The sequence below is a fragment of the Paenibacillus sp. OAS669 genome (assembly GCF_014873645.1).
Classification (GTDB): domain Bacteria; phylum Bacillota; class Bacilli; order Paenibacillales; family NBRC-103111; genus Paenibacillus_S; species Paenibacillus_S vulneris.
On sequence record NZ_JADBDR010000013.1, the window covers coordinates 193706 to 207172 of the forward strand.

Here is a 13467-nt window from a genome sequence, read left to right on the forward strand (position 1 = left end):
TTTAAAGTTGTTCGAAAGATGTTGTGAACCCAATGTAGCTGAAAGTGCTGTTGGCTGGCAATGGACAGTATTCCGCCGAGGTCACCGTTTTCCTATCCCTCCCCTGTTTCGGGGCTATGGTCAGTTTTCCGGCAACGGACATTTTTCCGTTAAGCACTTAAAGTCCACGGCCGCCAGCAGCAAAAGACGCTTCCTTAGGAAGCGCCAGATTGTCGAGAAACCTATAAGGCTTGAACTATTGCTAATATACTACGGTGGGGTATGCCCCTCCAGCCGCTGTTGAAACCCGTGAAAGGGATCAGATTTAGTGGTATTTTCACGGGTTTCAAAGGCGGACGTAAACTCTTCCGAGGAATACCCCACCTCCATATTTAGCAAAGTTCTCGCAAAACTAGGTTTCTCGACAGACTCACGCTTCCTTAGGAAGCGCCTTAAAACGGATCTCACGCCGTTACTCTCGTTTACGGTATTCGCCCGGCGTAACGCCGGTCAGCTTCTTAAACACCCGCATAAAGGATCTCACGTTAGGATAGCCGACTTGAACCCCGATGTCCTGGACGGAATCCCCACTCTCCAGTAGCAGCCTCTTGGCCTGTTGAATACGGACGTTTCCCAAGTAATCGAGGAAATTCACACCGAACTCTTCCTTGAACATTTGGCTCAAATATTTGGGATTCAATTCAAATTCACCGCTTAAGTAGGTCAATGACAAATCAGGGTTGGCATAATGCTCGTTAAGATACTCCTTGACCTTCAGCAAAGACGGGTGATGCGCCCGCATCGACCTTTGATTATCCATCCAATCGAAGGCGCTCCCCAGGATGAGCATAAATTCATGCTCCAGCTCCTGAATCGTATCCAACCGTTCCAGTGCCTCCTGAAGCTTGGGCAGCGTCTCCTTCGTCCATATTTCATGCAGCTCCGCAGGAAGCTCCATCATTTCGCGCTGCAGGTGGTAGATCAAATAATGCAGGATAGCGACAACGTCATCCCGGGTAAACAATCCTTCTATCAGCTCGCGGAAGAGCTGCTCAAGCTCCTGCTTCCATTCCTTATCCCCAAGCCTGAACTTTTGGCCCATTGAACGCATCAGATGCAGATGCTTATAGACTTCTCCTTGCGATTTGTCCGCCACCTCGCGATACTTAATAATCCGGTTTCCTCCAAGCGGCGATTTGTACTGCAAAGCCTCCAACGCTTCTTCATGGGAGCCAGGCACTTCATCTATGGCTTCGACAAGATTTCCGATTCCTACCGTAACCGTAAAGGCGAAATGCTGGTTCACCCACAGTCTGACCTTTTCGAGCATTTGAGCGGCCCGCTCCGGGGCTCCCGCTTCGGGAGTCAGATGTACCATCATGCCGAGCCGCGCATTCGAGCTCCATTCCATCCAGACACGTATCCCCTCGTTCTGCGCAATTTCCGTCACAACGCTGCTCAAGGCAAACTTCAGCAAATATTGGTCCCTTGGATTGTATAGGCTGCAAAATTCCGCATATTTATCGATCTCCATGACGGCCATGACTACGAGACCAAAATCCTCCTGCAGTCCGTACAGCCTCATCTCCGCTTCGAACTGCTCCAGGCTGACGAGCCGCTCCCCTGCCGCCATTTCCTTGAAGAAATTGCGTTTACGGAATACCATATCCTCCTCAAGCTGCTTTTGAAACGTCATGGTTCTCTCCACCAAGTCGTCCAGCGCCGTTTCGATAAATCGGAACTCATCCTGCCCGGACAACCCCGCCAAGGCGCTGCTCCGCTGTGCCGCGTAGGAATCGATCCTGGCTACTATCGCTTCAATCGGCTGATAGTTCCGCCGTGTGACATAAACAATCCAGACCATCCCTATCAGGATCAGCAGCAAATTCAATGCCAGCCAGAACGAGGAATAGGAAACGATAAACAAAGGCGGATTCTCGTTCAACAGCCCGCTTTGAATGCGCCAGCCCGTGTAATCGGACGTGACCTCCGATAATACCTTCCCTCCGGATTTGCTGTCCAAGATCGGCTGGCCATGACGATCCGTGAGACGGATAAAGTTCACGTTCGATTCCGTCATATCCTTGATCAGGCCTTGTATGGCCGAAGTCTGGACATTCACCACGATAATGCCCTGTTTGCCTCCAAGCAGCGGCACGTTCTTCACCAGCGTAACGACCTGAGTGGCTCGGATCTGGTCGTCGAACTCCTTGTAAGCCCTTGCATCCGTCCATTTGAAGGATCCCCCCTGCTGCAGTGCGTTCCTTATAAAATCCCGGTCTCCGAACTCCTCTACAGGGGCCATCAAAGTATTGCTAAGCACCGTATAATCGGATTGACGTACCAGATAGATCGAATCGATCATGGGGGTGCTGGCTATTAATTCTCTTAATTTGCTCGAGACGTCATAGAGCGTCATGGCAGCATTGCCGGTGTAATATTGGGCATAAAACTGATTGATTTTATCATTGGTCTGAATTTCTTTAATGATCTGCTGATCCATGGTTCGCATTGTATGATCGATCATTTGCATAACGTGATCAGCGAACACTTGATTCGCCCGGACCGTTTCTTTTTTGGTCAGCTCGCTTGCTGAAAGGGCGGAAAGAAGGATTAGCGCCAAGGCGACAAAGAAAAAAATGGGCAAATAAGATAGCAGCAATCGTTTGAACCAGTTTCTTTTCATGCGGACCCCCGAACGAAGACTTTTGTCTTGCCCCATTATAACCCATATCCTCGCCGGTACGATGGTTCCCAGTGAAAATTTTCGATGCTAAAACCCGAGCCTAGTCATGAAGCCTCCGTTTAATTTTACCTTCACATGCCGCAGAGCGTCCTCTTCATCAAAGGACACAATCTGATTGCCAAGCATCTCCATGGTCTCACGCAAAGGCACATAGACCGATCCGTTCACCAATTTCATCACGGGTAAATGGTAGGTCGTCTCCTTGCCTCCTGCCTTCAACCGCAGCTCGTGCCGGGAAAAATCATATTCCGCCGCGTACATCCCGTACCGTACAGTCGCCGTTCTGTTCTGCTGCTGCCATCCGATCTCGCCGCCCATACCCTCAATGAGCATACGAAGCGGCACCTGATAGTGCCCGTCGGTCCATTGGTACTGCTCCGGATCGAGATGCAGGATATTGTCGCCCAGCGCGATTTCCAATGGAATTGGTTTCGGATCCGGGTCCGCGCTTTCATGACGCTCCTCTATAGCAGCCAGATGCTCCACTGCCTCGGCCGCAAGCGCTTGATGCGTCGATTCGGAGGTGCCGCGGTTCCATTTCAGCTTGCCGATCGGGAAATGTATGGGCGGTACTTGAGGAGTTAACGGCGCAAAAGCATAGCCTTTATCCTTAAACAGCCTGATAATGTCCGGCAGCGCCTTGACGGTCTGCTCATGCCCGGTACCGTCATGCATCAATAGAATGACCTCATTCTTGAACGGCCCTTTCTTAACCGTCTGCACAATTTCACTGGCCGGGACACCCGGTCTAGCCGAATCCCCGCTATCGATGTTCCAGTCATATATTTCATACCCCGCCTGGTCCAAATAATAAAAGTAAAACGCGTCAAAATTGCTGTAGGTGCCTCCCGGCGCCCTTACCAGCCTCGGCCTTATGCCGACCTGCTCGTTCAATATATCCTCAGTCCGCTGAATTTGCTTCCAGAAGTTCTCAACCCCGGAATACAGCTCTTTATATACATGATTGTATGTATGATTGCCAATGGCATGCCCTTCCTCCAAGGCTCTGCGGACCAAATCCGGATGCGACTTTGCCTCGCCTCCCAACACGAAGAAGGTGGCCTTCACATCTTCTTTCTTCAGAATGTCCAATACTTTGCCCGTCAAGGGGCTAGGTCCGTCATCAAAAGTCAAATAAACCGTGGGCTGCTCCGGCGATACGTATTCTTTATCCTTCCATACCATTTTGCCGGACTTGAGTTCATTATACAGAGCGTGGGCGCCTAAGCTTCCTTCATCGCTATCCGCCGCATAAGCTGATGCTTCGGGAACCGGAATTAACACTAGAGAACTAAGCAGCATGATGGCCAGCAGAAAGCCGGCTCCGCGAATAAAAAAAGCTCGCAACGAGTTGAACATGGTGGATCCCTCCGCATAATCTATTAATTTGACTTACTAGACTATATGGGAGACCTCTGCATCATATGCCTCAATAATTGTTATTTATGTGGTAAAAAAAGAGCAGCCTTGCCCGGGACAGGCAGCTGCTCTTAGGAGTTACGCTTGTTTCATGTTTCATAGAAAAGGACCTTCTTATAGAGGCGGTCAGACCGCTTCGAAACTATCATGACAAGTTATTCTTGATAAATTCCAGCGCTTCCTCGACATGATGCTTGATTCTTACCTTACGCCACTGCTTTACCAAGATTCCGTCTTTATCGATAATAAATGTGGATCGCTCCACACCCATATATTGTTTGCCGTATAAGGTTTTCAGCTGCCAAACCTCGTACAGCTCGGCAACCCGGTGATCCTCGTCCGATAGCAGCAGGAACGGCAGGCCGTACTTTTCGATAAACTTGGTATGCCGGTTCCCCGGATCCGGACTGATCCCTATAATCACCGTGTTCTGTTCCTCGAACAAATCCGCACGGTCCCGCAAATCGCAAGCCTGCGTGGTGCAGGTTGGTGTCATATCCTTCGGATAAAAGTAAAGCAATACATGCTTTCCCCGAAAATCGAATAGCTTGACAGGCTGTCCGCTGGAGGAAGGCAGCTCAAAATCTGGCGCTTGCTGTCCGCATTCCAATGTCATAAGTATTCTCCTTTGTAGCGTATGTCACGTCGAGTATACCGCTATTAAGGATTTTTCACAAACGGCTCAGCGCACAGACGATGTTTCCTTGAATGATTGTAAGGATGCCTTCAGCTTAGCCAAGCCTGCATCGTTCGACTCTATCGGCTGGTCGGACCGGACAGCGGCGATAGCTTGGATAAGCATTCGCTCCGGCATGAAATCATCCTCATGATTGGATGCTGTAATAGCCATGATCATATCGATGTCAGGGACTACGAAAATTCGTTGTCCGCCCGAGCCTGCCGCATAGAATACGTCGTGATGAACCGGTGTCTCCCCGGGAACGACGATAGCCTTCAGCCACCATAAGTATCCAAAGCCGCCCTCCGAACCGTCATCATACATTTCGGTCGCCTGCTGCAGGACGGATGCTTCCACCCATTCTCCACTCACAATCTGATAATTCTCCCATCTGCCATGATGCAGGTACATGAGTCCGAATTTGGCCATATCCCTGCAGGTCATATGGAGTCCCCAGGCCCCTATAAGATTGCCCTGCGGATCCTGCCCCCAGGATACGTTCGTAATGCCCATAGGATCAAATATGTTGATTTTGGCCAGTACGCTGAGCGGAATACCAGTCGATTTCTGTGCAAGAACGGACAGCAGATGGGCATTCCCGTTGCTGTATCTGAACATGGTGCCCGGTTTGGCCGCCATGGGCCGCTCCAGAATATACCGGCCCCAGTCCGGCGAATGGTCCATTTCGTAAGAAGAACGCTCCTGCCTGTTGTCCCAGTCAATACCCGATGTCATGGAGAGCAGCTGCCCGATAGTAATTTTCGATTTCAACGGATCGAGAGGCATTTCGGGAACCAGCTCCTGTAAGGTCTGGTCCTCTCTTAATGTACCTTGATCTACCGCCATACCGATCAGTGCGGATGTAACGCTTTTCGTAACCGAGAACATCGGGTGGCGTTGATCTGCGTCCCAGTCACGGTTATACCCCTCAGCCGCCAAATAGCCGTTACGAACCAGAACGAATCCGTCAATCTGCTCGTCCTTAAATTCTTCGACCATTTGCGCAAGAGCGGCCGAATCGAGCCCCAGCTCTTCGGGCGCGGCCGATCTCCATTCTTCTGTCGGCCAATAATCAAGCTGCTTCTCTTTGCGTATATGTTCAATAATCCCTTCCTGTGAGTAAGGAATGCTCTCCTTGGAAGCCTTCGTTACATAAGGAGTATTGCCTTTGCCTGATGGAGTTGCGGCAAGCATATTGGATAATAAAAATTTCGAAGCCGAATGACCTTGCATGGCTTTCGCTTTTGCTTTGGCTTGTTGCTGGGATTTATTTTTTTTCTTGTTTCTTTTTAGCATGAATTCCCCTCCAAATCCTATGGATAAATCCGATTAAATGTAGCATCTGTAGCCATTCTCTCTTTTATGTGGCAGCAGCGCTTCCGCCCTTTTTCCGGGCAAATAAGGCAATAGGCCCCCCCATTTTTCACGAGCGGCCTGATGCTGTATGGTTATTTTTTTGTAATAAGGCTTTGAAGAGACGGAGTCAGTTCATCCTTCAGCTTCGCTATAAGCTGTTCGTCCGTTATCCCCTTGCCGGAGGCAATCTCCGAAAGGCTTTTGCCGTCCTTCAGCTCCTTTTTGAGCTCCTGCTTGGTTATTCCCAGTGCTTCGGCCAATTGCTCAGCCTTCAAGGATTTCCCCAGCTTTACCGGCAGCTTCGTTTTTTCCGTATGCTCTTTGGCCTGGTAGCCTGCTTCATTGACAATTTTCTGAATCTGCTGAGCCACCTTTTTGTTCAGTGAATCGGCTTCCTCCTGGGTAATCTGGCTGCTTGCCAGTGCATTGTTAATAATGCCTGACGTCTCTTCCTTCAGCTTGCTTATTAATTCCTCAGGGCTTTTCCCTTGCTCTGTCGCAACACTCGCCAGCGATTTGCCATCCTTGAGCGCCTCGTTCAAGTCTTCATAATCCATGTCCAGAATCCCCGACGCCTTAACGACGATGAGATTCAACTCCAGATTGACGCGCTTGGACAGCGGCACAGAGGTATTAACCGGAGCCGTAATGACCGTATCAGAATCGCTGTCATCGTCGGCATAAGCCGGATGGGTGATCATTCCGCCGAATCCGGTAATCAGCAAAGCTGCGGCTACCGTTCCCGCCATCATTTTTTGTTTCATGGATTTCATCGTTCTCTCCACCTTATCCGTAAAATGCTTCTCTTTATTTGTGAAAGCTGACTTTCTCTTACAAAGACCATTATAGAGCCCAGTTATGAACTAACTTTTACGCCAACATGAATGCCAGCTTAAAGTTTGCTTAAAATTCCCAAATTACGGCTTGCGAGATGAGATGAATTTATCCGACAGCCCATTGATAAAAAGTGAATTTCTGGATATAATGGTTCATCAAAGGAATACGACAAAGGCAGCGAAGAGAAAGAGTAGTGGGATTCCCTTCTTTGAACAGAGAGCTCCGGCAGCTGAAAAGGAGTAAAGAAGCATCCGACGAACATGGTCTCTGAGCCGTGCATCGAAATCCGTTCCGCTTGAACTTCAAGCTGGATGGAAGTAGGCTGCACCGGGGGCGCCCGTTAAAGCGCTAGGGTATAATCACCTTAAGTTAAGGTGCCGTACCTGAAGAGGTCCGCTTGCTGTGAGGCGCGGATAAATTGAGGTGGTAACACGTGAGTAGATAGCTCTCGTCCTTTTTGGGGACGGGAGTTTTTTTGTTATTCAACTACTATTAGGGAGGAATAAATTCATGACTATTTTTATTGGAGGCGCTTGGCCGTATGCAAACGGTTCTTTGCACTTGGGGAGAGTGGCAAGCTTGCTGCCGGGAGATATTTTGGCCCGCTATTTCAGACAAAAAGGAGAAAAAGTGCTCTACGTGTCGGGCAGTGACTGTCATGGAACACCTATATCCATCCGGGCTGGCCAGGAAGGGGTTGAACCGTCAACCATAACGGACCGGTTCCACGAGGAGTTCACGGAGTGCTTCCGAAAGCTTGGTTTTTCCTACGACCTTTACACGCGGACCGACCATCCGTTTCATCACAAGGTGGTGCAAGAGCTGTTCTTGAAGCTGTTGGAGCGAGGTTATCTGTATAAGCAAGCGGTTGAACAAACATACTGTCCGGGATGCGACCAATTTTTGCCGGACCGCTATGTGGAAGGGCTTTGTCCGCACTGCGGAAGCCAGGCGAGGGGAGATCAATGCGATGCCTGCTCCGCCTTGCTTGACCCGCTGGAGCTTCGCGAACCGAAGTGCAAGCTATGTAAGCAGTCGCCGGACGTAAAGCATACGGATCATTATTTTCTCGCGTTATCCAAGCTTCAGGAGCAGTTGCAAGCCTATGTGAAACAAAGCACAGGCTGGCGAGACAACGCCGTTCAGCTGACGATGCGGTACTTGGAGGAAGGTCTGCACGACCGCGCAGCGACCCGCGACTTGGCATGGGGGATCGATGTTCCTCTCGAAGGCTTCGAGGGTAAAAAAATTTATGTATGGATCGAAGCCGTCAGCGGCTACTTGTCAGCCAGCATGCAGTGGGCGGCAGAGACGAATTCGGACTGGGAGCCGTTCTGGTCGGAGCAAGCGACGGCTTATTATGTGCACGGGAAGGATAACGTCCCTTTCCATTCCTTGATTCTTCCCGCGATCCTGCTCGGTACAGGCCCTCTGCATCTTCCCGACCGCATCCTGTCGAGCGAATATTTAACGCTGGAAGGCAGGAAGTTCTCCACGAGCCGCAACTGGGCCGTCTGGCTGCCCTACATGCTCGAACGGTACCAGCCGGATTCCTTACGGTATTTCTTGACGGTGAATGGGCCGGAGCAGCGTGATACGGATTTTTCATGGAATGCCTTCATTCACAGCCACAATGGCGAGCTTCTCGGCGCTTTCGGCAACTTCGTCCATCGCAATCTCATGTTCCTGATGAAATCCTTTCATGGAGAGGTGCCTGATGGGCAAATGGATGAGACGGTTCGCGTGCGGCTGGAGGCATTATATACTCAAACCGGAGCTCTGCTTGAGGCCGGGAAGTGCAAAGCGGCGCTTGAGAACCTCTTTGCCTTTGTCCGCAGCGCCAACAAATATTTCGATGAGCAGAGGCCCTGGCTTCAAGTCAAGGAAGCTCCCGCTGCCGGTGCGAATACCTTATACACCTGCGTACAGATCATCGCCAACCTGTCGAGCCTGCTTGCACCCTTTCTGCCGTTCTCCTGCAGCAGCATCCGTTCGTTCCTTGCCATCAAGGAGCCTTCCTGGAGCTATTTCGAGGCTCCATCCGGTACCCGGCTGCAATCGCCTGAGGCGTTATTCGAAAGAATCGAGACCAGCCGGATCGATGAGGAAATGGAGCAATTACAGAGCGGCCGCCTTCCCGATGCATAAAAAAAGAGGCTGAACGTACGCTCTGCCGAACCGCTAACCGCTCATCCTCTACAGGATGCCGCGGTTGAAAACCTAAGTTCAGAAGTTGCGTCGTATCAGCCTCTTTAGTGGAGATTTAGGAACCTGCGCCGCGGTACCGCTTGACGCCATAGTTCCAAATGAGCAGGGCGATCGTCAGGAACACCGCTCCAACAACCGGCGTGAGCAGCGCGAAGGTCCCCCAATGGGCCCGGTCCAGAAAATACGCCGCAGGATAAAAGCCGACGAAGCCGAATGGAAGAATCCACGTCAGCAGCAAGCCGATGAGCTTGTTATAAATCGTCATCGGATAGCGGCCATAGTTCTGGATATTCCACAATAAAGGCAATATGCCTGTCGGGGAGTCCGAGAAAAACGACAGCGACGTGAAGAAAACATAGATGCCGCCATAGATCATGATCGAGCCGGCAACCAGCAGCACGAAGACGAACGGATCGTACCAAGCCAATCCCAGACCCAGATGCGACCAGGAATATACCATAATGAGAAAACCGGTCAGTGCGCTGAACAGTGAGGAAGGGTCCATATTCTCCAGCATCAGCTGAACCAGGTTATAGGCGGGCCGCGTCAGGATGCGGTCCATCTCCCCCTTCACAATGTATCGCTCACTAAAGTTCCACAAATTAAAAAAGGTTATAAAAATACCGTATGGCACCATAAAGTAACCGTAGATAAACAAGATTTGCTGCTCATTCCAATCCCCGATGAGCTGCGTATGCTGGAATACAACCAGGATAAAAAACAAGTTCAGCCCGTTGAACATCAGATCGGACAGCACTTCAATCCAGAAGTCGGAGCGGTACTCCATTCTTGTTTTCATGTAATTTTTCAAGTAGTCGATAAGCAAGCCGGCATAAAACATCGTCTCAACCTCCCTGCACGAACAGCCGTGCCCGCGCCCCGCGCCATAAAATAACCAGCGGCACGATGAGCAGCACAAACCACAATAGCTGTACGCCCAGCACTTCATATACGGCACTGCCGGTTACCTTGCCTGTGAACACGGCTCCGGGCAAATAAGTAATTGCTTGAAAAGGCAGCAGCTTCAACAGCCCTTCCGCCCACCCCGGGAAGAACGAAACCGGAACGACCAGCCCGGAGAAAAGATCGACGGCAACCCGCTTCATGCGCATCATGCCCTCATTATTTTCAAGAAAGAACGCGAACAGTCCGGTAATAATATTGATCTGCGAATTGATCAAAAAGCTCATAAACAGCATGAGCAGGAAGATTCCCCACACCCCGGGATCCGTAGGCAGACTAACCGGAAATAAGAATGAAACAATAACCATCCCCGGCGTGGAGAACAACAGCAAACGAAATACGCCTTCGCCCAAGCCCTGCATCATTTTTACAATAATATAGTTATAAGGGCGGATAAATTGGATAGCTACGCTGCCGTCCTTGATTTCGTTGGCAATCTCCCGGTCCAGATTGTTGAAGTAAAACGCGCGGGCCATCCAGGACACGGCCACATAGGTCGTCATTTGGGCTACGGTCATGCCGCCTAAGGATTCGCTGGCTCCATAAATGGCCTTCCACAAAAAATAATAGGCTCCAATATTTAGGGCATAAATGATAATACCGCTGTAATAGTTAACACGATAAGCAAGCATCATTAAAAAACGGATGCGGATCATATCCAGATAAGCATTAAGCATGAACGTTCACTCCCTGCTCCGCCGCCGTTGGAACGGTCTTGGCTTCAGCCGAGCCGGATTTATAAATTTCTCGCACGATATCATCGGTATTCGTCTCTACGATCTTGATGTCATCAATACTCATCACACCGACAATACGGCTCAACACCTCGGACACGTTGGCTTTTTCCAGAGGAATCCATACCTTGGCGTTCCGGCTGCTCTCGAGCGTCCATTCCACCTCAAGCCCTCGGGTCATCTCACGAAGACGATCGAGGGATACCGGATCGGTGAACTGAAGGATGACTTCCTTGCCTTTCCCCCAGGTGGCCTTGAGCTCCTCCAGGCCGCCATCGTAGATGATATTGCCGTCATCGAGCATAATGACACGGGAGCACAGCGCTTCAATATCCTGAAGATCATGCGTCGTCAACAAAATCGTCGTTTCGTAACGCTGGTTCATCTGCTTCAAAAACTCGCGGATTTCCGTCTTGACCATAATATCGAGACCGATCGTCGGTTCGTCCAGAAACAGAATCTTCGGATTATGCAGCAGCGAGGCCGCCAGCTCACAGCGCATCCGCTGCCCCAGGCTGAGCTTGCGGACCGGACGGGCTAACAGCTCCGACAGCTGGAGACGCTCAACGAGCTCATCCAGTCGCTGCTTGAAGTCCGACTCCGAGACGCGGTATACCTTTTTTAACAATTGGAACGATTCAATGACACCGATATCCCACCACAGCTGGCTGCGTTGTCCGAACACGACGCCGATGCCGCGCACGAACTTTTCCCGTTCCTGGTACGGAATGTACCCGTTCACGTGGATATCCCCGGCTGTCGGGACCAGAATCCCTGTCAGCATTTTGATCGTTGTCGATTTACCGGCGCCGTTCTCGCCTATATAACCGCAAATTTCTCCCTGGGGAATGGAGAAGCTGATATCCTTTACAGCTCGGACCTGGCTGTATTCCCTGCGGAACAAGTCCTGAACCGCCCCTTTTAGACCTTCGCGGCTTTTCTGGACTTTAAAGTCTTTTCGAAGATTGTGTACTTCTATCGCGTGCATGTTTTCCTCCTGATGACCGTATTCGGTGATGGTGTTCCGGTGTGTATCCTTATCTTAATACAGGTGCTGCAAAGCATGTCTGAATGTGACGAAACTTGCTATGACGAAACCGATCAAATTATAATGGAAACATCACCTGTCTCGCGAATCCATTACTATTCCATCCGTTTATGATAGCGATTCGCGTGGTAAGTACGAAGTAACAGGACTTTTTTCCCGTTGGATCGACACATCTTGACGTCACTAAGCTTTCCTGTATCCTCCATGCATGTTCCTGCTGTATTGTCAAAACCTATACGTTATGATACACGAACCCGGTGCAAAGGAAAAGCGGCTGACAACTTAAGGAAAGGAAGGATCAGATGGCCAGGAAAATCAAATGGGCGTTACTCACTACAGTGCTTCTGCTCTTCGTAGGGGTCGGATATTATACATACGCATTTTTACATTTTGCCAACAACATTCAATCGAAGCCGGACAATGACAAGCTTTTTAGCGGAATTACGGCGAAGAGCACGACCAAGGTGTCCGAGACGTATACCCCGCCCAAATGGGAAGGCAAGCAGAGAGTCAACGTTCTGCTGCTCGGTGGAGATTCCCGCGGTCTGAAAAAAAATGAAATTCCGCGATCGGATACGCTGATGGTCGCTTCCATCGATCCGGTTACGAAAAAGGCCTCCTTATTTTCTATCCTGCGGGATACGTATGTGAAGATTCCCGGTCAAGGCGAAGACCGCATCAACGCTGCTTTGGCGCTTGGCGGGCCTAACCTGGCTATGAAAACCGTCAGCGATCTTATGGGAATCCCGATTCAATACTATGTTTACACCGATTTTAAGGGCTTCATTGCGCTGGTGGACGCTATTGACGGAATTGATCTGTACGTTGAAAAGGATATGAAATATTCCGATGCCGAGGACGGCCATGAATACGATATTAACTTGAAAAAGGGAATGCAGCATCTGAACGGCAAAACCGCTCTGCAATACGTCCGGTTCCGCCACGATGCCATGAGCGATTTCTCCCGGACGGAGCGGCAGCGCAAATTTATTCAAGCCGTCGTTCAAAAGATGCAGACCACCTCGTCGCTGCTCAAGCTTCCCAAAATTTTGAACAGCATTGATCCTTATATCGAGACCAACTTGACGACAACCGATATGCTGAAGCTCGGATCCCTCGGATACGAAGCAAAGGCCGAAGGCATGAACAGCCAGCAAATCCCTCCCTCCGAGCTGTTAATCGAAAAGCGCGTGGGCGGTGCCGAGGTACTGTCCGTCAACAAGGATAAGCTGCAGGCTTATGTCAAAGCCTTATTGGAAGGCCGCGATCCTTCCGCTTCAGACAAGGTGCCCGCCTCCAACGGAAAAAGCGGCAGCGGTTCGAACGGCAGCAAAACCGGCAGCGGATCGGCCGTATTGTCCAGTACCCCAGGCAGCGGTGCCATTCATAAGTAGCCCATCACAGCATGGTACAAACATAGGAACTTTGGAGGCTTGCCTCCGGTTCCTTTTTTTACCGCATGAACTCCAACTCTTTCAATTTGACTATACCGCAGCCT

The 13467-nt window shown here is 50.4% G+C and carries 10 protein-coding genes and 1 other annotated feature; of the genes, 2 read left to right on the forward strand and 8 right to left on the reverse strand.

Annotation, left to right across the window (positions count from 1 at the left end; genetic code table 11):
- Positions 1-451: 451 nt before the first annotated feature.
- The 5 genes from GGC63_RS25095 to GGC63_RS25115 form a co-directional block, all read right to left on the reverse strand.
- Positions 452-2665 (reverse strand): helix-turn-helix domain-containing protein, encoded by a 2214-nt coding sequence (locus tag GGC63_RS25095; protein ID WP_192704655.1) that lies wholly within the window; start codon positions 2663-2665, stop codon positions 452-454.
- 87 nt (positions 2666-2752) lie between these two features.
- Positions 2753-4084 (reverse strand): polysaccharide deacetylase, encoded by a 1332-nt coding sequence (locus GGC63_RS25100; RefSeq protein ID WP_192704656.1) that lies wholly within the window; start codon positions 4082-4084, stop codon positions 2753-2755.
- A gap of 205 nt (positions 4085-4289) precedes the next feature.
- Entirely contained in the window at positions 4290-4760 is a 471-nt protein-coding gene (bcp, locus tag GGC63_RS25105; RefSeq protein ID WP_192704657.1) for a thioredoxin-dependent thiol peroxidase, read from the reverse strand.
- A 66-nt stretch (positions 4761-4826) separates the two neighbouring features.
- Positions 4827-6119 carry a serine hydrolase domain-containing protein gene (locus tag GGC63_RS25110; RefSeq protein WP_192704658.1) on the reverse strand — a complete coding sequence of 431 codons (1293 nt, stop codon included), beginning with the start codon at positions 6117-6119 and terminating at the stop codon, positions 4827-4829.
- A 152-nt stretch (positions 6120-6271) separates the two neighbouring features.
- Positions 6272-6952: a hypothetical protein gene (locus GGC63_RS25115; RefSeq protein WP_192704659.1), complete on the reverse strand. Its 681-nt coding sequence runs from the start codon at positions 6950-6952 to the stop codon at positions 6272-6274.
- A 232-nt stretch (positions 6953-7184) separates the two neighbouring features.
- Positions 7185-7475 (forward strand) — a binding site (T-box leader).
- Between the two features lie 51 nt (positions 7476-7526).
- Here GGC63_RS25115 and metG point away from each other — a divergent pair.
- Positions 7527-9164, forward strand: coding sequence for a methionine--tRNA ligase (gene metG, locus GGC63_RS25120; RefSeq protein ID WP_192704660.1), 1638 nt, complete (start codon positions 7527-7529; stop codon positions 9162-9164).
- Positions 9165-9279: 115 nt separating this feature from the next.
- Here the strand turns inward: metG and GGC63_RS25125 are convergent, their stop codons facing one another.
- From GGC63_RS25125 to GGC63_RS25135, 3 genes are read right to left on the reverse strand one after another with little or no spacing between them, the layout of a single operon-like run.
- Positions 9280-10065: an ABC transporter permease gene (locus tag GGC63_RS25125; RefSeq protein ID WP_079913806.1), complete on the reverse strand. Its 786-nt coding sequence runs from the start codon at positions 10063-10065 to the stop codon at positions 9280-9282.
- Positions 10066-10069: 4 nt separating this feature from the next.
- Positions 10070-10864 (reverse strand): ABC transporter permease, encoded by a 795-nt coding sequence (locus GGC63_RS25130; RefSeq protein ID WP_079913805.1) that lies wholly within the window; start codon positions 10862-10864, stop codon positions 10070-10072.
- Positions 10857-11909 (reverse strand): ATP-binding cassette domain-containing protein, encoded by a 1053-nt coding sequence (locus GGC63_RS25135; RefSeq protein ID WP_192704661.1) that lies wholly within the window; start codon positions 11907-11909, stop codon positions 10857-10859. The genes GGC63_RS25130 and GGC63_RS25135 overlap by 8 nt, the downstream gene beginning before the upstream one ends.
- Positions 11910-12271: 362 nt before the next feature.
- Between GGC63_RS25135 and GGC63_RS25140 the strand changes: the two genes are divergently transcribed.
- Complete coding sequence (locus GGC63_RS25140; protein ID WP_079913802.1) at positions 12272-13363, forward strand: LCP family protein; 1092 nt, start codon at positions 12272-12274, stop codon at positions 13361-13363.
- Positions 13364-13467 lie beyond the last annotated feature (104 nt).